This window comes from Mycobacterium sp. 141, assembly GCF_000382405.1.
Classification (GTDB): domain Bacteria; phylum Actinomycetota; class Actinomycetes; order Mycobacteriales; family Mycobacteriaceae; genus Mycobacterium.
The window spans coordinates 119783-138528 of the sequence record NZ_KB908263.1; the positions used below are offsets into that span (position 1 = coordinate 119783).

The following is an 18746-nucleotide window of genomic DNA, read 5'->3' on the forward strand; positions in this document are numbered from 1 at the left end:
GGTTCACCGGCTGTTTGCCGAATGTCCGGACTTACTTCTTGGCGCCCTGGGCTGCGACGGCGGCCGCACCCGCGGCCGCGGCCTCGGGATCCAGGTACTCCCCGCCTGCCACCAGCGGCTTGAGGCTCTCGTCCAGGTCGTAGCGCAGCGGGACACCGGTCGGGATGTTCAGCTCGACGACGTCGTCGTCCGACATCCCGTCGAGATACTTGACCAGCGCGCGCAGCGAGTTTCCGTGGGCGACGATCAGCACGGTCTTGCCGGCTTGCAACTCGGGCACGATCGTGGACTCGTAGTACGGCACGAACCGGGCCACCACGTCCTTGAGGCATTCGGTCAGCGGCCCGCCGTCGATGTCGGCGTACCGCGGATCGGCATCCTGGCTGAACTCGCTGCCCTTCTCGATCGGTGGCGGCGGCGTGTCGTAGCTGCGCCGCCACGCCATGAACTGCTCTTCGCCGTACTTCTCTTTGGTGGCCGCCTTGTCGAGGCCCTGCAGCGCACCGTAGTGCCGCTCGTTGAGCCGCCAGTCCCGCTGCACCGGGATCCAATGCCGGTCGGCCTTGTCCAACGCGAGGTTCGCCGTGTTGATGGCACGACGCAGCAGCGAGGTGAACACCACGTCGGGCAGCACCCCCTGCTCGGCCAGCAGTTCGCCACCACGGACCGCTTCTGCGCGGCCCTTTTCGGTGAGATCGACGTCCACCCATCCGGTGAACAGGTTCTTCTGGTTCCAGTCGGACTCACCATGGCGGAGCAAGATCAGCGTCGGCATGGCGGTTATCCTTTCACAGCGGCTTGTGATCGCCGTCGATCAGATGCTCGAATGCCTTGAGGTTGCGCAGCGACTCACCGCGCGACACCCGCCAGTCCCACTCCCTCTGGATCGACGTCCGAAAACCGAGCTCCAGCAGCGTGTTGAAGTCCGAGTCGACGGCTTCGAGCACCTGTCCGAGCACGCGGTCGATCTCGTCGGCAGTGACGGCCTCCAAAGGCATCCGGCCCACCAGATAGATGTCCCCGACGTTGTCGAGGGTGTAGGCAACGCCGTAGAGCCGGCGGTTGCGCTTGAGCAGGAACCGGTATACGCCCTCGAAGTTCTCGTCGGGCTTGCGGCAGACGAACGCCTCGATCCGTACTGAGTGTTCGCCGATGCTCAGAATGGTGTTGGTCTTGAGCTTGCGCTCCCCCGGCAGCGCCACCACCAGACCAGGCGGTCCGCCGTGCGCTCCGCGGTGGCGGCTGTACTCCAGGCCGTGCTCGTCGAGGGTGTCCTCGATCAGTTGCTGCACCGTCATGCCCGGATACCCCGGCGCATCGAGAACCTGCGGCCGGACCGGCGCGCCGCGGCGGGACGGGTTTCCCGGGACCGGTAATCGCTCATCGCCCGGGTGTAGCTGGCCAGCAGTGCGTCGGCCGTGTGCGCCCAGGAGAATCCGTCGGCATGAGCTTCTGCGGCCCGGCTCAGCACGACCGGATCACGCTGCAGCACGTCGTCGATCGCCGCCGCCCAGTCGTCGATGTCGTGCCCGTCGACCAGGGCGCCGGAGACACCGTCACGCACGGCGACGGGCAGTCCCCCGACCGCGGCGGCCACCACGGGCGTCCCGCAGGCCTGTGCCTCGATGGCGACCAGACCGAACGACTCCGAATAGCTCGGCACGGCAACAAGATCGGCGGCGCGGTACACATTGACCAACTCGGCCCGCGACTGTGGTGGCAGGAACGTCACCCGATCGGTTATACCCAATTCGTCGGCCAGCCGAACGAGGGTGTCGGGCGCGGCGAGGCCACTGCCGGATGGGCCGCCTGCCACCAGCACCCGCAGCTTTGACCCTTTCGCTCCTCGCGTGCGCAGCAACTTGGCCGCCGCCCGTAGCAGGATGTCAGGCGCCTTGAGCGGCTGGATCCGGCCTACGAAGGCCACCACCTGCTCGCCCGCAGGCAGACCCAGGGCCGCTCGGGCGGCCTGCCGGTCCCCCGGGGTGAACACGTCGAGGTCGACGCCCGGATACACCACATCGATGCGCGTGGGATCGGCCTGATGCAGCGAAACAAGCTGCTGCGCTTCGTTTTCGGTGTTGACGATAAGCCGGTCGGCCTCGTCGACCACCTGCTGTTCGCCCACTGCCCGCAGCGGCGGCTCAGGCGAGTCCCCCTCGGCCAGGGCGGCGTTCTTGACGGCGGCCAGAGTGTGCGCGGTGTGCACCAGCGGCACCGCCCAGCGGTCCCTGGCCAGCCACCCCACCTGTCCGGACAGCCAGTAGTGCGAATGCACGACGTCGTAGTAGCCGGGTTCGTGAGTGGCCTCGGCACGCAACACCCCGGCGGTGAGCGCACACAGCTGGGTGGGCAGGTCGTATTTGTCCAGCCCCTCGAACGGGCCGGCCACCACGTTGCGCACCAGCACGCCCGGGGCCACCGCGACGGTCGGGGCGTCGGACGAGGAGGTGGCCCGGGTGAAGATCTCCACTTCGACGCCGCGGCGGGCCAGTTGCAGGGCCGTCTGCAGCACGTAGACGTTCATTCCGCCGGCGTCACCCGTGCCGGGCTGAGCCAGCGGCGAGGTGTGCACGGAGAGCACGGCGACCCGACGCGGCCCGTCAGAGCGCGGCCGTTGTTGGGAAACGTCGGAGCCGTCTGGAGTTAGGCGCACACCGTTATGTTTACACCGCTGCAGATCGGCGGGTCTGAGCGCGCCGCATGGCACCGATCGGGTCGGTGTACAGCCCGGCCAGTGACACGATGCCCGCGCCGGCCTCCTGCACCCGGTTGCCGAATGCCGTCACGCGGATGTCGCGCGACGCCAGCACCGACCGCTCGGCGAATGCAGACTCCACTGCGGCCATGCCTTCGGGGTATTCGGTGAAGGCCTGGCCGCCGACGACCAGATCGTCGGGGTTGAGCATGTCGCGCAGCAGCGCGACGGCTTCGCCGAGCACGCGGGCCCGATCGGTCAACAGCTCGACGGCCTGTGTATTGCCGGTGCGGGCCGCGCGCAGCACTGCCGGCAGGGTCGACGCCGGCCCGTCGGCAGGCACGATGCGTAGCTTGCGGGCTGCGGTCAGCACCGCCTCGTCGCTCACTGTCGATTCCAATTGCCCTGTGCCACCCAGCAATTGGGACTGTGCGGGCAGGCCGGCGATGGTTCCCGGCCCGCTGGCGGGGGAATGCACGCGGCCGTCGATGGACAGCGCGTAGCCCACGGTTTCGCGGGCGTACACGTACAGACTGGTCCTGGCCTGGCCGGTCTCGGCGGCCGGCCCGCGGGCGCCCGATGGCACCCGAAACGGCGAGATCGGCGCGTTCACGCAGGACGCCGGCCTCCAACAGGGCGGTCACCTGGCGATTCACCGTGGCGATGCTCAGCTGGGTGTGCTGGGCGATGGCGTCACGGGCGATCGGGCCGCGCATCCGCACGGCGCTGAACACCGAGGCCGCGGCCGCGTCGGCGACCTTGAGCGACGGCGCGACGATGTGCAGCAGCCGCGATTGCGGGTAGCGGGCACTTGCGGGAGTCAGCACGCGCTTGGCGTGCGCGCTGCCACCGCGGGTGGGACGACGCAGCGGAGCGGAGCAGCAGCAGTTGCGGTGGTCACGTGAAATGTCCTTACGGGAGGTCGGCAGGGACCACACCTGGCGACTCAGCAAGACGGGAAAACGATGTCCGGGTTCGAATCAGGCGCGGCGGGGTGCGCGACAACAACACGCATGTTGCGCGATGGCAGCCTGAGAACTCCGAGACATACGGAGAACTTAGCACGCCGATTAAGGTTGGGCAGATGACGACCCCGCACAACGACCGCCGGGTGGCGGTGGTGACCGGTGCCAGCGCGGGCATCGGTGCCGCGACCGCCAAAACCCTTGCCGCCCTTGGATTTCACGTAGTCTGCGTGGCCCGCCGCGCCGACCGGATCGAGGCCGTCGCCGCCGAGATCGGGGGTACGGCGATCATGACGGACGTCACCGACGACGACGCGGTCGACGAGCTGGCGGCCGGCCTGGACCGAGTCGACGTGCTGGTCAACAACGCAGGCGGAGCCAGGGGCCTGGAGCCTGTGGCCGCCGCGGACCTGGACCATTGGCGCTGGATGTGGGAGACCAACGTGCTCGGCACACTGCGGGTGACCCGGGCGCTGCTGCCCGCCCTGGAAGCCTCCGGCGACGGGCTGATCGTGACGGTCACCTCGATCGCGGCGCTCGAGATCTACGACGGCGGTGGCGGGTACACCTCCGCCAAGCATGCGCAGAGCGCCCTGCACCGCACCCTGCGCGGTGAGCTGCTGGGAAAACCGGTGCGGCTCACCGAGATTGCACCGGGCATGGTGCACACCGACTTCTCCCTGATGCGCTTCGACGGCGACGCGGCGCGGGCCGACGCCGTCTATTCCGGGGTCACCCCGCTGGTAGCCGAGGACATCGCGGAGGTGATCGGTTTCGTGGCGTCCCGCCCGAGCCACGTCGACCTGGACCAGATCGTGATCCGGCCGCGAGATCAGGCCTCGGCCACCCGGTTCAACCGGCGGAGCTGACTAGCCGCCCGGCCCCCGGGCCGGCGGCGGCGTCGTGGTCGTCGGGATACCCGAGAGGGTGGGCGCATCGGTGGGTGTGGCCGGGGCGCTCACCGGGATCTCCGGCGGCCTTTTGTTGTTGATTGCCGACATGGACACCCACTCGTCCCAGTCGATCGCCCAGTCCCAGATGTCGCCGTCGGCGTAGGACAGCTCGATCGACGTACCGGTGACCTCCACCGGGTCGCCGTACACCGCGGTGTGGAAGTACTGCTCGGCGTCGTCGGTAGACAGGTTGATGCAACCGTTGGTGACGTTGGTGTTGCCTTGTGCACCCGAGCTGGCCGGGTTGGCGTGGATGAACTCCCCGTTGTTGGAGATCCGCACGGCCCAGCGCTCGTGGACGTTGCTGTAGCCCGCGGCGGGGTTGGACATGTAGAAGTCGGCGTACTTCTCGGTGACGACGTGGGTACCGCTGCGGGTGACGTTGCGGGGCAGGTCGGCCTCGCCGTAGCTGCAGGGGAAGTCGAACAGCACGCCCCCGTCGCTGATCACCTGGATACGGTGGCTGGCCGCGTCGGCCTTGACCACCTGACGACGGCCGATCTCGATGTTCAGCGTGGAGTCGGCGGCCCCGTAGGCACCGTCGCCGAACTTCACGCCGTAGAGCGGGGCGTTGACGCTGACCTTGGTTCCGGACGGGTAGTACTCGCGGGTGCGCCAGTGCACGCGCGAGCCCGCGGATTCATCGGGCAGCCAGGCCCAGCTCCCCTCCACCGGAGGATCGGTGGTCACCTTGAGCGCCTTCTCGACGGTGACCTTGTCCGCATCACTGATCGAGGCGTCGAACTGCAGGATGATCGGAGCGGCCACCCCGACCACCTGACCGTCGGCGAGCTGGAACTGCCCGTTGACCTGCTTCTGCGGGTCGATGGTCTTGAACTTGGCCTGCAGTTGCTCGGCCTTGCCGTCGTGCCCCACCACAGACCCGGACCACTTGTAGGCCATGCCGTAGCCAAGCGGTTCGGTGACCGCGTAGGCCGTGCGGTCGCGGTTGAGCGCTCCGGCCACGATTTTGCCGTCCGGATTGGTCAGCGTGACGGTCTGGAACCAGCCGTCAGCGACCTGGACTCCCACTGCGGCGGTCGGGATCACATCGGTCGCGTCAGCACCGGGCTGATACGTCACGGTCGGGGTCGCCGGGGCGGCCACCGGGGCGGACTTGGGCGTCGAGTTTCCCGAGCACGCTGCCAGCACACCTGCACCCACTCCGAAAGCAAGCGTGGACAGAGCCCGCCGCCGGTTCATCACCGGCGCCGGGACCTGAAAAAAACCGGCGGAGCTCACGTGGACCTAGGGTACCGACAGAGAGCAGCCAATCAGAATCGGTTCGGGTGTGAGATCTATCCCGAACGCCTCGCGGACCCCTGCCTGCACCCTTCTGGCCAGCGCAATCACGTCGGCACTTGTCGCTTCGCCCCGGTTGGTAAGAGCCAGCGCATGCTTGGTGGACAACCGGGCCGGAGCGCCGTCGCCGGGGAACCCCTTGCCGAAGCCCGCGTGCTCGACAAGCCAGCCGGCAGCGAGTTTCACCCCGTCGGGCGCCGGGTAGTGCGGCACATCGGCCGATTTCCGCAACGCGTCGAAGTCGGCCGCAGACACCACCGGGTTGGTGAAGAACGATCCGACGCTCCACGTGTCATGGTCGTGCGCATCGAGCACCATGCCTTTGCCGGCCCGCAACTTGAGCACGGTTTCCCGCACCAGCAGCGGGTCTGCCCGCTCGCCGGTTTCGACACCAAGGGCGTTGGCGAGTTCCCGGTAGCGCAGCGGGGCGCTGCGTCCCTCGGGGTCCAGCTCGAATTCCACCTCGAGCACGATGACCGCGTCGGAGTGCTTGAGTGCACTGGTCCGGTACGCGAACTGCAGTTCTTCCGGTGCGGCCCAACGGTCTTCACCGCTGCGCCGGTCGAGCAGGCGCACCCTGCGGATGCTGTCGGCGACCTCGGTTCCGTAGGCACCGACGTTCTGCACAGGCGTGGCCCCGACCGATCCGGGTATCCCGGAGAGGCATTCCAGCCCACCCAGACCGTGCGCCAGCGCGGTCACCACCACGTCGTCGAACACCGCGCCGGCCTCGGCCCGCACGAGGTTGTCCTCGACGGTTATCTCGGTGTTGGCGACCCGCACCACGATCAGCCCGGGTGCGGTGTCGGCCAGATCATCGGCAAGTACCACGTTCGAGCCGCCGGCCAGCACCAGGATCGGATCGTCGACTGTGCGCAGCACACCGACAAGTTGTTCGGTGCTGGTGCACGTCAGGAGCCGGCGCGCCACCGGACCGACCCGCAGCGTGGTCAAGGGCGCCAGCGGGACCGACTCGGCGACCGCCACCCCGGCGACATACGAACTGGCCACGGCCGGTAACGGTACTGTGACCGGCTATGCCGCGATCATTCGACATGGCCACCGAATATCCCGCCGACGTCGAACAGGTGCACAAGGCTTTCTGCACGGAGCGGTACTGGCGGGCCCGGCTGGACAGTTTCGGGGCCGACGACGCCACGCTCGACGAGTTGACCGTCACCGACGACGGTTATGTCGACGTCATCACCAGCCACGTGCTGCGTGCCGAGGGCCTGCCTGCGCTGGTGTCTCAGTTCCACCACGGTGATCTGCGGATCCGCCGCGAGGAGCACTGGCAACCGGTCCGCGACGGCCAATCCACCGGCACCGTGGGCGGCGTGATCGTCGGGGCCCCGGTGAGCCTGGACGGGTCGGGGGTGCTCGCCCGGGCCGGCAGCGGCTCCCAACTTTCGGTGGTCCTCAGCGTCGACGTGAAGGTGCCGCTGGTGGGCGGCAAGATCGAGAGCTTGATCGGTGGCCAGCTGGTGGATCTGCTGACCGCCGAACAGCGCTTCACCACGGTGTGGATCGCCGAGAACAACTGAGCGCGGCGGTAGCGTCAGCAGCCATGAGCCGGCCCGTCGGGGCGATCACGCGGGGCACCACCGGGTACAACCGGCTGCGCCGCAGCGATCGGTGGCTGGCGCATTCGGCCCGGGTACGCACGGTGCTCGGCGCCGCGGTCGACCCGCTGGTGGTGGACCTCGGCTACGGCGCGTTGCCGGTCACCACCCTCGAGCTGGCAACGCGGTTGCAGGCCTTGCGCGCGAATGTCCGCGTCGTCGGCCTGGAGATCCACCCCGAACGGGTGGCCACGGCTCGGGCCTTCCACACGCGAAGTGGATCAGATCTGTCCGTGGAGTTCACGCTCGGCGGTTTCGAGCTGGCCGGGCTGCGCCCCGTGCTGGTCCGGGCGTTCAACGTGTTGCGGCAGTATCCGGTCGAGGCGGTGCCCGAGGCGTGGGCCTCGATGCAGCGCCAACTGGCCCCGGGCGGGCTGATCGTCGACGGCACGTGCGACGAACTGGGCAGGTTGTGCTGCTGGGTGCTGCTCGACGCCGAACGGCCGGTGAGCCTCACCCTGGCCTGCGATCCCTTCAGCATCGAGCGGCCGTCGGATCTGGCCGAGCGCCTGCCGAAGGTGCTCATCCACCACAACGTCCCGGGCCAGCCCATCCATGCGCTGCTCGGTGCCGCGGATCTGGCCTGGGCCAGCGTGGCCGGGCACGGGGTTTTCGGGCCGCGGGTGCGCTGGCGGGCGATGCTGGAATTGCTGCGCGACGAGAACTTCGGCGGCTTTCCGGTCGAACCGCCGCGTCGCCGGATGCGCGACGGGGTGCTGACGGTGCCATGGATGACCGTCGCACCACTACCCTGATGCCCATGCGAATCGCCTTGGCGCAGGTCGCCGCCGGCACCGATCCGTCGGCCAATCTCGAGCTCGTCGAGTCCTATACCCGCCGCGCGGCGGCCGACGGGGCTCAACTGGTGCTCTTTCCCGAGGCCACCATGTGCCGCTTCGGGGTGCCGTTGGCCCCGGTCGCACAACCGCTGGACGGTCCGTGGGCCAATGGCGTCCGCGATATCGCCGCCGCCGCGGGGATCGTGGTGGCGGCCGGCATGTTCGCACCCGCTGACGGCGGCCGGGTGACCAACACCCTGCTGGCGACGGGGCCGTCGGTGGCGGCGCACTATCACAAGATCCACCTTTACGACGCGTTCGGTTTTGCCGAGTCCAAAACTGTCGCACCGGGTTTCGAGCTGGTGACCATCACCGTCGACGGGGTGACGGTCGGGTTTACGACGTGCTACGACATTCGCTTCCCCGAACTGTTCGTCGAACTGGCCCGCCGCGGCGCGCAGCTGATCACCGTGCACGCTTCGTGGGCGTCGGGACCGGGCAAGCTGGATCAATGGACGTTGCTGGCTCGTGCCAGGGCGCTGGACACCACCGGGTTCGTCGCGGCGGTGGACCAGCCCTATCCCGGCGACGAGATCGCCAAGTACGGTCCGACCGGGGTGGGTGGCAGCATCGTCGCCTCGCCCACCGGTGAGGTGGTGGCGGCCGCAGGCGCCGACGCCGAGTTACTGGTCGTCGACATCGACCTCGACGCTGCGCAGCGCGCCCGCGACAGCATCGCGGTGCTGCAGAACCGCTCAGAGCTCGCTCAGATCGGTAGGGCACAATCGGCTGGGTGACCGATCCCTGGGCTCGCCCCACCGACCAGTCCCCACCCGTGACGGCCGGGGGTGCAGAGCCGCCGCAGGTCCCGCCGCCCGGATACCAGGCGCCGCCACCCGACGCCGCACCCAAACCGGGCCCGCCGACGGCATCGAAGATCAAGAAACTGCTGTCCGATCCGGTGTCGATCGTGCTGGTCGTGGTGATCGTGCTGGCACTGGTCGCCGCGGGGCTGCTGGGCGGTGAACTGTACGCGCGCAAGCGCGCCGACAGCGTCGTCGCAGGCGTTGTCTCGTGTGTCGTGCAGGACGACGCCAAGGCGTCGTTCGACCCGCTGCCGCCGTTTCTGTGGCAGCACGCCACCGGGCACTACACCAACATCAACATCGTGACCGCAGGCAACCAGGTCCGTGAAGCCAAGGGCATGAAGGTGGTGCTAGGCATCAAGGATGTGCGGATCCAGCAGACGGACGATTCCAGCGGCACGGTCGGATCGTTGACCGCCGACATCACGTGGTCTCTCGACGGGCTCCGCCAGACGGCGGCCAACATGGTCCAGCTGCCGTTCCTCGGCTCGGCCATCACCGACGTGTCGACGAACGCGTCCGCGGGCACCATCCAGCTCAAGAGCATGCTCGGCACGATCACCGCCAAGCCGGTGGTGGCAGACAAGGGTATCGCGCTGCAGATCATCGAGCTGAAGGCGGTCGGGCTGTCATGGCCGCGCGAGACCATCCAGCCGATCCTGGACAGCTTCACCAGCCAGCTGACCGACAACTACCCGATGGGGATCCACGCCGACAGCGTGCAGGTCACCGACAATGGGGTGAACGCGCGGTATTCGACGCAGAACGCGTCGATGCCCAAGGGCTCCGAGGATCCCTGCTTCGCGAAGTTGTGAGCGGGCTGCTAGCCGAGGCCGTCGAGCACCGCACGGGTCCCGGACAGACCCAGCCGAGTGGCGCCGGCCTCGAGCATCGCGACGGCCTGCTTCGCGGTGCGGATGCCGCCGCTGGCCTTGACGCCGAGCCGCTCGCCCACCGCGCCGGCCATCAGCTCGACCGCCCGCACCGAAGCGCCGCCAGTGGGGTGAAACCCGGTGGAGGTCTTGACGAAATCCGCGCCGGCATCCTCGCTGACGCGGCACACGTCGAGTAGCAATCGCTCCCCGGAGAATTCCAGCAGCGCCGCGGACTCCACGATCACCTTCAGCGTCGCCGCGGGCGCTGCGGACCGGACGGCGGCCACGTCCGCAGCCACCGCGTCGAGGTCGCCGGCCAGGGCTGCCCCGACGTCGATGACCATGTCGATCTCGGCGGCGCCGGCCTCGGCGGCCAGACCGGCTTCCCTGGCCTTGATCTCCGAGAGGTGCTTGCCCGAAGGGAATCCGGCTACCGCGGCGACGGCCAGACCTTCCGGGCACGCGGCCCGGGCGAGCGGTACGAACGGCGGTGATACGCACACCGAGAACACTGCGAGTTCGGCCGCTTCGCCCACCAGCGCGACGATGTCAGCGGTGGTGGCCTCGGGTTTGAGCAACGTGTGGTCGACGAGCCCGGCCACCTGGGCGCGGGTGTAGCCGCTCATCAGAATGGCTCCTCGACGCCGCCGGGATTGCACCTGGCCGCCACCATCTGCTCGGGCGACACCTGCGGCCGCCACGGCTCCAGGTTCCAGCTGGTCTTACCGGGCTCGATGATCTCCGCGAAGGTCCAGTGGCACAGGAACTGCGCACGCATGCCGGGTACGTCGGCGTCCGGCGACAGAGCCAGCACCTCAGCCCACGCCTCGTCGGCCTGCACGGTGGTGCCCGGCTGGGCGGCCAGTCGACGGGCCAGGGTGCTGGGATAGACACGCAGACTCGACAGGTCACCACCCCACTTGGCCCATTCGACGTGGTCGACGTACGGGTGCGCAGAGAACGGATCGGGATCGGCCATCGCCACCGGCGTCAGGGTCAGCAGCCCGGACAGGGCCAAGCCGGCCGCACCGAATGCAGCCATCGGTGAGCGCATCGCCCTACCGCGACTTTCCTTGGATCTCAAGCAGTTTGGGGCGCACATCCACGAGGTAGACACCGCTGGCGCACGCGGCGATGGCGGCTCCGAAGGCATCGCGCATCAGCAGTTCCAGGAGCAGCGCCACACCGATGATGGCCAGCCACACCGGCTTGGTGAGTTTGCCCGTCGCTGTGTAAGCGTCGGGCCGCTGCATCGCCGCGTGCACGAAGGCGTACAGACCGACGACGAACACCGCGATCACGATGACGGCAACAATGACGCCCGCAAGGTTGGCAAGTGACACCTCACCACCCTATGCGGGCATCATCGTCAGCGCGAACGACCGGGCATCCCGGTCGGGGCCGAATTACTTCTGGGTCACCTTCTTGGCGGGGGCCACCTTCTTGGCGGCGGCGGCCGGGGTGGCCGGAGCAGCCTTCTTGGCAGCAGGGGCGGCCGGGGTGGCAGGAGCGACCGCGGCGGCCTTCTTGACCGGGGCGGCCTTCTTGGCGGGAGCCGCCTCCTCGGCCTTCTTCGGCAGTTCGACACCGACCAGCTTGGCGGCACGCTCACCGACGGCGCGGGTCTGCGACGCCACGGTGCCCAGCGCGTCCTGGGTCAGTTCGGTGACCTGGTCGGTGTACTCCTCGACACGGCTGGCGGCCTCTTCGATCGCCGGCTGGCTGCGCAGGCGCTCCAGGGCGGCCTCGCCCCGCTCGACGAGCTTGTTGTAGGTCGCGGTGGCCTGATCGGCGTAGCCCTCGGCGGCCTTACGCAGTTCCTCGGAGGTGAACTTCTCGCGGAACTCCTCGAACTGGCCCGGCAGGTCTTCCTGCAGCTTGGTCAGGCGGGCGCGGCTCTCCTCGACACGGCTGTTGGCGTCGGTGCGGGCATCTTCGGCGCGCTCACGCAAGCTCGCGATGATCTCGTTCACGGTCGCCAGAGCCAGATCGGCGGCGCCGACGGCAGCGAACAGCGGAGCCTTGAGGTCCTCGACGGTGGGCTGGTTCTTCTCGGTCATCTCGAATTTCCTTTCAGATGCTTGCAGTTGATGACGGGGGTGATTGCGGCGTTTCGGAAGGCGTCTCCGGCACCGACTCGTGCGGTGCCGACACCCCCGCTGCCGTGTCTTCGCTGCCCTCGTTCTGCTGACAGAAAGACGTGTAGATGTCGAGCAGCACCTGCTTCTGCCGCTCGGTGATCGCGGTGTCACCGACGATCGCGTCACGGACCTGGTTGCCCTCGGTGGGTTCGAGGATTCCGGCCCGCAGGTAGAGCACTTCGGCAGAAACCCGCAGTGCCTTGGCAATCTCCTTGAGCACATCGGCCGACGGCTTTCGCAGTCCCCGCTCGATCTGGCTGAGGTAGGGATTGCTGACGCCGGCCTTCTCGGCAAGTTGACGCACGGACACCTGTGCCGCTTCACGCTGGCTGCGGATGAAACTGCCGATATCCGATGCCGCACTGCTCACCACAGCGGCAAGATTCTCGTCCTGCGACATGTTGAGCCTCGTTTCTATTTGGGCTTTCCGCTGACGGAACCCACGGTACGAGCCGGTGCTAACAATTGCAAGCGCCTGCTAGCGCAGGTCAGAACAGCAGTTGACCGATCGCATAGATGACCAGACCCGCCAGCGCACCTACCACGGTGCCATTGATCCGGATGAATTGCAGGTCACGGCCGACGTGGAGTTCGATACGACGACTCGCCTCATCGGCATCCCAGCGTTCGATCGTCTCGGTGATGATCGCTGTGATCTCCGTCCCATACTCGCCGACCAGGTGTTTTGCGGCGCGCACGATCCAGTTGTCCACCTTGTCGCGGAGCTCGGCGTCGTCACACAGGGACTCTCCGATGCGCATCACCGAGTCGGCGATCCGGATCCGCAGAGCCGACGACGGATCGTCCACCGACTCGCCGATGATGCGTTTGGCCGCGTTCCAGGCGGTTTCGGCGGCCCTGGCCACCTCGTCACGGGCCATGATCTGCTCTTTGACATTTTCCGCGCGCTGAATGGTCGCGTCGTCGTTCTGCAGATCGTCGGCGAACTCGAACATGAAACGGGTGGCCGACCGGCGCAGCTCATGGTCGGGGTTGCGACGCACCTTGTCGGTGAAGTCCATCAGCTCGCGGTGGATCCGCTCGCCGACCAGATGATCGACCCACCGCGGCGACCAGGTCGGGGAATCACGCTCGATCACCCGCTCGATGACCTCACCGGCATTGAGCGACCACTGGAACGCGCGGTCGCACAACAGCTGGATCAGCGCCTCCTGGCGGCCCTCGGCCAGCAGGGTGGCCAACACCCGTCCGATCGGCGGCCCCCACTTCGGCTCAGCGATGCGCTTGACGATCATCCGGTCCAGCACGTGTTGCACGTCTTCGTCGCGCAACAGCTCTACCCCGACCCGCAGCATGGTGGCGCTCTCCGAGGCCACCCGCTCGGCGTGAGAGCGGTCGGTGAGCCATTTGCCGAGCCGGCCCGCCACCTGCGCGTCGCGCACCTTGGTCTCGATCACCTGGGGCGACATGAAGTTCTCCCGCACGAAGGCGCCGAGTCCCTCACCGAGCTGGTCCTTCTTGCGCTTGATGATCGCGGTGTGCGGGATGGGGATGCCCAACGGATGACGGAACAGCGCCGTCACGGCGAACCAGTCCGCCAGAGCACCCACCATGCCGGCCTCCGCTGCGGCCCGCACATACCCGATCCACGGTGCCGCTGCGGCGCCGCGGGACTGCGCCCAGGTGCACACGAGGTAGATCGCCGTGGCGCCCAGCAGGAAGCCGAGAGCGACGGCCTTCATCCGCCGCAAACCACGCCGACGCTCGGCATCCGCTGCCGAATCGGCACCTGCCAGCGTCTCGGCAAAACTCGCCCGCTGAGCAGGAAGCGCACGCAAACCTGGTTCGGATCTATGTGCCACGTCTCCATCATCCACAACGGCGTGGCCGAGGGCTCGATCCCACGGCCCGACAGCAGGTGTCCCGCCGTACTATCGAGTGGAACTAGGGAATGGGACTACTGCGACAGTGGCACAGCAGACTCCGCCGGCGACGGTGAAGACCGATGGACGTAAACGGCGCTGGCACCAACACAAGGTGGAGCGACGTAACGAGCTGGTAGATGGCACCCTCGAGGCCATCCGTCGGCTCGGCAGCAACGTCAGTATGGACGAGATCGCGGCGGAAATCGGGGTCTCCAAGACCGTGTTGTACCGCTACTTCGTCGACAAGAGCGATCTCACCACCGCGGTCATGATGCGTTTCGCCCAGACCACGCTGATCCCCAACATGGCCGCGGCGCTGTCATCCAATCTGGACGGCTTCGACCTCACCCGCGAAATCATCAAGGTGTATGTCGAGACGGTGGCCGCCGAACCCGAGCCGTACCAATTCGTGATGACGAGCAACTCGGCAAGCAAGAGCAAGGCGGTCGCGGATTCCGAGCAGATCATCGCGCGCATGCTCGCGGTGATGCTGCGCCGCCGAATGGCCGACGTGGGGATGGACACCGGCGGAGTGGATGCGTGGGCGTTCCACACCGTCGGCGGCGTACAACTGGCCACGCATTCGTGGATGTCGAACCCGCGGATCACCGCGGACGAGCTCATCGACTACCTGACCATGCTGTCGTGGAACGCGCTGTGCGGCATCGTCGAGGTCGGCGGTTCGCTGGAGAAATTCAACTCGCAGCCGCATCCTTCCCCGGTATTGCCGCCGTAGCTGCTTGACTAGGCCGGGTGACGACCAGCGACAAGCCCGACGACGAACTGCCGGCGCAGTGGAGCCACGAGCCGCATCACCATCTGGAGTTCCGCGCCGGCGACAAAGTCGTCGACATCGATCCCGATGCGATCCCGGGGTTCAAAGGTTCCAAGCGCGACGCACCCGAATTGCAGGCCGAGCGCAACGCCCGGTTCGCCGGGCTGCAGGAGATGCTGTATGCGGCCAGCCGCGCAGGAGACTCACGCTCACTGCTGTTGGTGCTGCAGGGCATGGACACCGCCGGCAAGGGCGGTATCGTCAAACACGTTGTGGGAGCGGGTAATCCACAAGGAATCCGGTATGCGAGCTTCGGCAAGCCGACCGAGGAAGAGCTGGCGCACCACTACCTGTGGCGGATCCGCAAGGCGCTGCCGCCGGCCGGCCATATCGGCGTGTTCGACCGGTCCCACTACGAGGACGTGCTCATCGTCCGAGTACACAGTCTGGTTCCGCCGGACGTCTGGGAAGCCCGCTACGACGAGATCAACGCTTTCGAGAAGGAACTCGTCGACTCCGGCACCAAGATCGTCAAGGTCGCGATGTTCGTCTCGCTCGACGAGCAGAAGCGCCGCCTCGCCCAAAGGCTGGACCGTACCGACAAATTCTGGAAGTACAACCCGGCAGATATCGACGAGCGCATGCTCTGGCCGCAGTACCAGGAGGCCTATCAGGCTGTGCTGGACCGTACCTCGACCGAGTACGCGCCCTGGCACATCGTGCCGTGCAACCGCAAGTGGTACAGCCGGCTGGCGATCCTGGAGTTGCTCATCGAGGCGCTGAAGCAATTCGACTTGAGTTGGCCGGCAGCCGATTTCGACGTCAAAACAGAGAAGCACCGCCTCGCTTCGGCGTGATCGTTCCGCCCACACTACGGTTTTTGGCGCGAAATCCCGGAACTCGCACCAAAAACCGTAGTGTCGTGAGGCGGGAACCGGGCTGGCGCCCACTGCGTCGAATATCGTTGTGGGGGACATCATCGTGGGGACCGAGGCGCTCGCCGCTGAGGCCGTCACCCGGTACGCACTTCGTACCAGCTATCGTAAGATTCACCAAAACATCTATATTCCAAAGGATTTCACGCTCGACGCACGGTCAAGGGCAAGTGCCGCATGGCTGTGGTCTCGCCGCAGCGCAACCCTGGCCGGATACTCCGCGGCGGCAGTGCTCGGCAGCAAGTGGCTACCCACTGACGCGCCCGCCGAGCTTGCCCGCATCCGTCACCCCTCGCCACCGGGCATCCTGATCCACACCGGCGTGATCGCCGACGACGAAGTCGACGTCGTCGACGGCATGACCTGCACCAGCGTCGCCCGCACCTGCTACGACATCGGACGCCGCCGACCGCTCGACACTGCGATCATCCAGATCGATGCGCTGCTCAACGTGACAAACGTCGGGGTGGACCGGGTCAAAGGCATCGCGGAGCGCTATCCGGGCGCCCGCGGTATCCGGCGGTTACGGAGCGCACTCGATCTCGCCGACGCTGGAGCCGAATCACCGCAGGAAACCCGGCTGCGTCTGCTGCTCGTCCGCGGCGGAGTCCCCCGGCCCGCCACTCAGATCCCGGTTGCAGACGAGCGAGGGCGGGTGCGCCGGCGGATCGATATGGGATGGCCGGAGTGGACGGTCGGCGTCGAGTACGACGGAGAACAGCACTGGACGAACCCCGAGAACCATGAGAACGACATCGTCCGGTTGGAATTCCTGGCCTCACGCGGCTGGACGATCGTGCGGGTGAGCGCCCGGCAACTACGGTATCGAGGACCCGAGATTGTCGCCCGCGCCTGGAATGCGCTCCATCGGGCGGGGTATCCCCGCTAAATGCACCGAGGCTGAACTATTTGACGAGCGTGAACTGTCCGATGTTGGTGATGCCGCGACGGAAGAAGTCGGCGCAACCGGTCAGGTACTTCATGTAACGGTCATAGACTTCCTGGCCCTGCATGGCGATGGCCTCGTCCTTCGCCGCCTCCAGGTTTGCCGCCCACATGTCCAGTGTGCGCGCGTAGTGCGGCCGCAGCAGATGCGTGCGCTCCAGGGTGAAGCCGGAATCCGCGGCGAGCTTCTCGATGTCCTCGACCGCAGGCAGCTGCCCGCCGGGGAAGATCTCCTCGCCGATGAACTTCATGAACTTCAGGTCGCTGATCGTGAGCTTGATGCCGTTCTCCCGGAAGAACTGCTGGGTGTGCGCCAGGATCGTGTGCAGCAGCATCCGACCGCCGTTCTCCGGCAGGATGCTGTAGGCGCGCTCGAAGAAGATCGGGTAACGCTCGGCCTTGAAGGCCTCGAACGCGCCGATCGAGACGATCCGGTCGACAGGCTCGTTGAACTCTTCCCAGCCCTGCAGCCGGATGTCGACGGTGCGGTTGGTGTCGATCTTGGCCAGCCGTTCCCGAGCCCACTCCGACTGGGCCTTGCTCAGCGTGATGCCGATGACGTTGACGTCGAATTTGGTGACAGCGCGCTCCAGGGCACCGCCCCAGCCACAGCCGATGTCGAGCAGGGTCATGCCCGGCTGGAGGTCGAGCTTGCCCAGAGCCAGGTCGAACTTGGCGTTCTGCGACTCCTCGAGCGTCATGTCCTCGCGCTCGTAGTAACCGCACGTGTAGCCCATGGTCGGCCCGAGCCACAGGGCAAAGAACTCGTTCGAGATGTCGTAGATCGACTGCGACTCCTCGTAGTACGGAGCTAGATCGGAATCGGCTTGTGACATACGACAGTAACCCTTTGCGTTTCTCTGCTGACGAGTAACCGGCCCGGCCGGCGCGTGGCGCCGCGCAGACTCAAGACCGAGCCAGCAGGCCCTACCGAAGGTAGCGTAGCTAAGCGCGGCGCTGAGTGCCAGCGCGGATCCGTTCAGTAGGTGTAGAAGCCTTGCCCCGACTTCTTCCCGAGCTGCCCCGCCTCGACCATGCGCAGCAACAGCGGTGGAGCGGCATACAACGGCTCCTTGAACTCCTCAAACATCTTGTCCGCGATCAGCTTTAATGTATCGAGGCCGACCAGGTCAGAGAGTCGCAGCGGGCCCATCGGATGCGAGAGCCCGGCGACGACCGCCTTGTCGACGTCCTCGATCGTGGCGAACCGACCCTCGACCATCCGGACTGCCGCGAGCAGGTACGGAACTAGCAACGCGTTGACCACGAAACCGGACCGGTCAGCGCAGCGCACGACCTGCTTTCCGAGCACCGCGCTCGCGAACTCCTCGGCCCGCGCGGCGGCATCGTCGCTGGTCACGAGCGTGCTGACCAGCTCGACCAAGGGCAGCACCGGCACCGGGTTGAAGAAGTGCAGGCCCAGCACCCTGGCAGGGTCCTGGGTGGCCGCTGCGAGTTTCATGATCGGGATGCTCGAGGTGTTCGACGCCAGCACGGCGTCCGGGTCGGTGACCACCCGATCGAGTTCGGCGAAGATCTTGGCCTTGACGTTCTCGTCCTCGATCACCGCTTCGATGACGAGTTGCCGATCGGCGAGATCGGCCATGCTGGTGGTGAATTTGAGCTTTGCCAGTGCGTCGTCTTTTTCGCGCTCGGTGACCTTGCCCGCTTTCACACCGCGCTCCAGCGACTTGGTGATGCGGTTGCGTCCGGCGGTGATCAGCTCATCGGTGGTCTCGTAGACCAGGACGTCGACGCCGGCCCGGGCGGACACCTCGGCAATGCCGGCGCCCATCTGCCCGGCGCCGATGACACCTACTCGTTCAATTTGATCGCTCACTATTTCACTTTCGTCTCGATGTCCCGGACACGCGACAGGCCCCGCCCAAGAATTCTGAGCGGGGCCTGCTGCTGTCAACCTTTGGCGGCCGAAGATCAGTGGCTCAGTGGCTCCAGCTAGTCGGTTCCACTTCGCAAGCTCAGTGGCTCCAGCTAGTCGGTTCC

Annotated in this window: 21 protein-coding genes and 1 pseudogene; 8 read left to right on the forward strand and 14 right to left on the reverse strand. The window is 66.9% G+C overall.

Annotated features, from left to right (window positions below; all coding sequences use genetic code 11):
* Positions 1-31 precede the first annotated feature (31 nt).
* The 4 genes and pseudogenes from H276_RS0113915 to H276_RS23010 all read right to left on the reverse strand — a co-directional run bounded on the left by H276_RS0113915 (position 32) and on the right by H276_RS23010 (position 3567).
* The gene (locus H276_RS0113915) at positions 32-775 is read right to left on the reverse strand and encodes a phosphoglyceromutase (RefSeq protein WP_019971920.1); all 744 of its coding nucleotides are present in this window, start codon (positions 773-775) and stop codon (positions 32-34) included.
* A 13-nt stretch (positions 776-788) separates the two neighbouring features.
* Positions 789-1298: a YbjN domain-containing protein gene (locus tag H276_RS0113920; RefSeq protein ID WP_018603773.1), complete on the reverse strand. Its 510-nt coding sequence runs from the start codon at positions 1296-1298 to the stop codon at positions 789-791.
* Positions 1295-2656: a D-inositol-3-phosphate glycosyltransferase gene (gene mshA, locus H276_RS0113925; RefSeq protein WP_051111446.1), complete on the reverse strand. Its 1362-nt coding sequence runs from the start codon at positions 2654-2656 to the stop codon at positions 1295-1297. The genes H276_RS0113920 and mshA overlap by 4 nt, the downstream gene beginning before the upstream one ends.
* Before the next feature lie 10 nt (positions 2657-2666).
* Positions 2667-3567, reverse strand: a pseudogene (locus H276_RS23010) (ROK family protein).
* 215 nt (positions 3568-3782) lie between these two features.
* On the opposite strand from H276_RS23010, the gene H276_RS0113935 reads away from it, so the two are divergent.
* The gene (locus H276_RS0113935; protein WP_019971924.1) at positions 3783-4532 is read left to right on the forward strand and encodes an SDR family NAD(P)-dependent oxidoreductase; all 750 of its coding nucleotides are present in this window, start codon (positions 3783-3785) and stop codon (positions 4530-4532) included.
* On the opposite strand, the gene H276_RS0113940 is transcribed toward H276_RS0113935, so the two are convergent.
* Together H276_RS0113940 and H276_RS0113945 are read right to left on the reverse strand one after the other, a co-directional pair.
* Positions 4533-5858: an Ig-like domain-containing protein gene (locus H276_RS0113940; RefSeq protein ID WP_019971925.1), complete on the reverse strand. Its 1326-nt coding sequence runs from the start codon at positions 5856-5858 to the stop codon at positions 4533-4535.
* Positions 5859-5864: 6 nt separating this feature from the next.
* Positions 5865-6929, reverse strand: coding sequence for a UDP-N-acetylmuramate dehydrogenase (locus H276_RS0113945; protein WP_019971926.1), 1065 nt, complete (start codon positions 6927-6929; stop codon positions 5865-5867).
* Between the two features lie 26 nt (positions 6930-6955).
* Here H276_RS0113945 and H276_RS0113950 point away from each other — a divergent pair, with 26 nt between their 5' ends.
* From H276_RS0113950 to H276_RS0113965, 4 genes are read left to right on the forward strand one after another with little or no spacing between them, the layout of a single operon-like run.
* A complete protein-coding gene (locus tag H276_RS0113950; protein ID WP_019971927.1) occupies positions 6956-7462 on the forward strand; it encodes a DUF2505 domain-containing protein in 507 nt (168 codons plus the stop codon).
* A 23-nt stretch (positions 7463-7485) separates the two neighbouring features.
* Entirely contained in the window at positions 7486-8295 is an 810-nt protein-coding gene (locus H276_RS0113955; RefSeq protein WP_019971928.1) for a class I SAM-dependent methyltransferase, read from the forward strand.
* Positions 8296-8300: 5 nt separating this feature from the next.
* A complete protein-coding gene (locus tag H276_RS0113960; RefSeq protein WP_026356984.1) occupies positions 8301-9116 on the forward strand; it encodes a carbon-nitrogen hydrolase family protein in 816 nt (271 codons plus the stop codon).
* Positions 9113-10000, forward strand: a complete 888-nt coding sequence (locus H276_RS0113965; RefSeq protein ID WP_019971930.1) for a DUF2993 domain-containing protein — start codon at positions 9113-9115, stop codon at positions 9998-10000. Before H276_RS0113960 ends, H276_RS0113965 begins: the two co-directional genes overlap by 4 nt.
* 8 nt (positions 10001-10008) lie before the next feature.
* Here the strand turns inward: H276_RS0113965 and deoC are convergent, their stop codons facing one another.
* The 6 genes from deoC to H276_RS0113995 form a co-directional block, all read right to left on the reverse strand.
* A complete protein-coding gene (gene deoC / locus H276_RS0113970) occupies positions 10009-10686 on the reverse strand; it encodes a deoxyribose-phosphate aldolase (RefSeq protein WP_019971931.1) in 678 nt (225 codons plus the stop codon).
* Positions 10686-11114 carry a DUF2599 domain-containing protein gene (locus H276_RS0113975; RefSeq protein ID WP_019971932.1) on the reverse strand — a complete coding sequence of 143 codons (429 nt, stop codon included), beginning with the start codon at positions 11112-11114 and terminating at the stop codon, positions 10686-10688. The genes deoC and H276_RS0113975 overlap by 1 nt, the downstream gene beginning before the upstream one ends.
* Before the next feature lie 4 nt (positions 11115-11118).
* Positions 11119-11403 carry a DUF2516 family protein gene (locus H276_RS0113980; RefSeq protein WP_018603748.1) on the reverse strand — a complete coding sequence of 95 codons (285 nt, stop codon included), beginning with the start codon at positions 11401-11403 and terminating at the stop codon, positions 11119-11121.
* Between the two features lie 63 nt (positions 11404-11466).
* Positions 11467-12120 carry a hypothetical protein gene (locus H276_RS0113985; protein ID WP_019971933.1) on the reverse strand — a complete coding sequence of 218 codons (654 nt, stop codon included), beginning with the start codon at positions 12118-12120 and terminating at the stop codon, positions 11467-11469.
* Between the two features lie 13 nt (positions 12121-12133).
* Positions 12134-12601: a helix-turn-helix transcriptional regulator gene (locus tag H276_RS0113990; RefSeq protein ID WP_019971934.1), complete on the reverse strand. Its 468-nt coding sequence runs from the start codon at positions 12599-12601 to the stop codon at positions 12134-12136.
* Between the two features lie 88 nt (positions 12602-12689).
* Complete coding sequence (locus H276_RS0113995; protein ID WP_026356985.1) at positions 12690-14024, reverse strand: DUF445 domain-containing protein; 1335 nt, start codon at positions 14022-14024, stop codon at positions 12690-12692.
* Positions 14025-14130: 106 nt separating this feature from the next.
* On the opposite strand from H276_RS0113995, the gene H276_RS0114000 reads away from it, so the two are divergent.
* The 3 genes from H276_RS0114000 (at position 14131) to H276_RS0114010 (ending at position 16686) form a co-directional block, all read left to right on the forward strand.
* Positions 14131-14823 (forward strand): TetR/AcrR family transcriptional regulator, encoded by a 693-nt coding sequence (locus H276_RS0114000; RefSeq protein WP_019971936.1) that lies wholly within the window; start codon positions 14131-14133, stop codon positions 14821-14823.
* 17 nt (positions 14824-14840) lie between these two features.
* Entirely contained in the window at positions 14841-15719 is an 879-nt protein-coding gene (locus H276_RS0114005) for a polyphosphate kinase 2 family protein (protein WP_019971937.1), read from the forward strand.
* 109 nt (positions 15720-15828) lie between these two features.
* Positions 15829-16686, forward strand: a complete 858-nt coding sequence (locus H276_RS0114010; protein ID WP_019971938.1) for an endonuclease domain-containing protein — start codon at positions 15829-15831, stop codon at positions 16684-16686.
* 16 nt (positions 16687-16702) lie between these two features.
* Here the strand turns inward: H276_RS0114010 and H276_RS0114015 are convergent, their stop codons facing one another.
* Together H276_RS0114015 and H276_RS0114020 are read right to left on the reverse strand one after the other, a co-directional pair.
* Positions 16703-17578 (reverse strand): cyclopropane mycolic acid synthase family methyltransferase, encoded by an 876-nt coding sequence (locus tag H276_RS0114015; RefSeq protein ID WP_019971939.1) that lies wholly within the window; start codon positions 17576-17578, stop codon positions 16703-16705.
* Between the two features lie 143 nt (positions 17579-17721).
* Complete coding sequence (locus H276_RS0114020) at positions 17722-18582, reverse strand: 3-hydroxybutyryl-CoA dehydrogenase (protein ID WP_026356986.1); 861 nt, start codon at positions 18580-18582, stop codon at positions 17722-17724.
* Between the last annotated feature and the right edge of the window lie 164 nt (positions 18583-18746).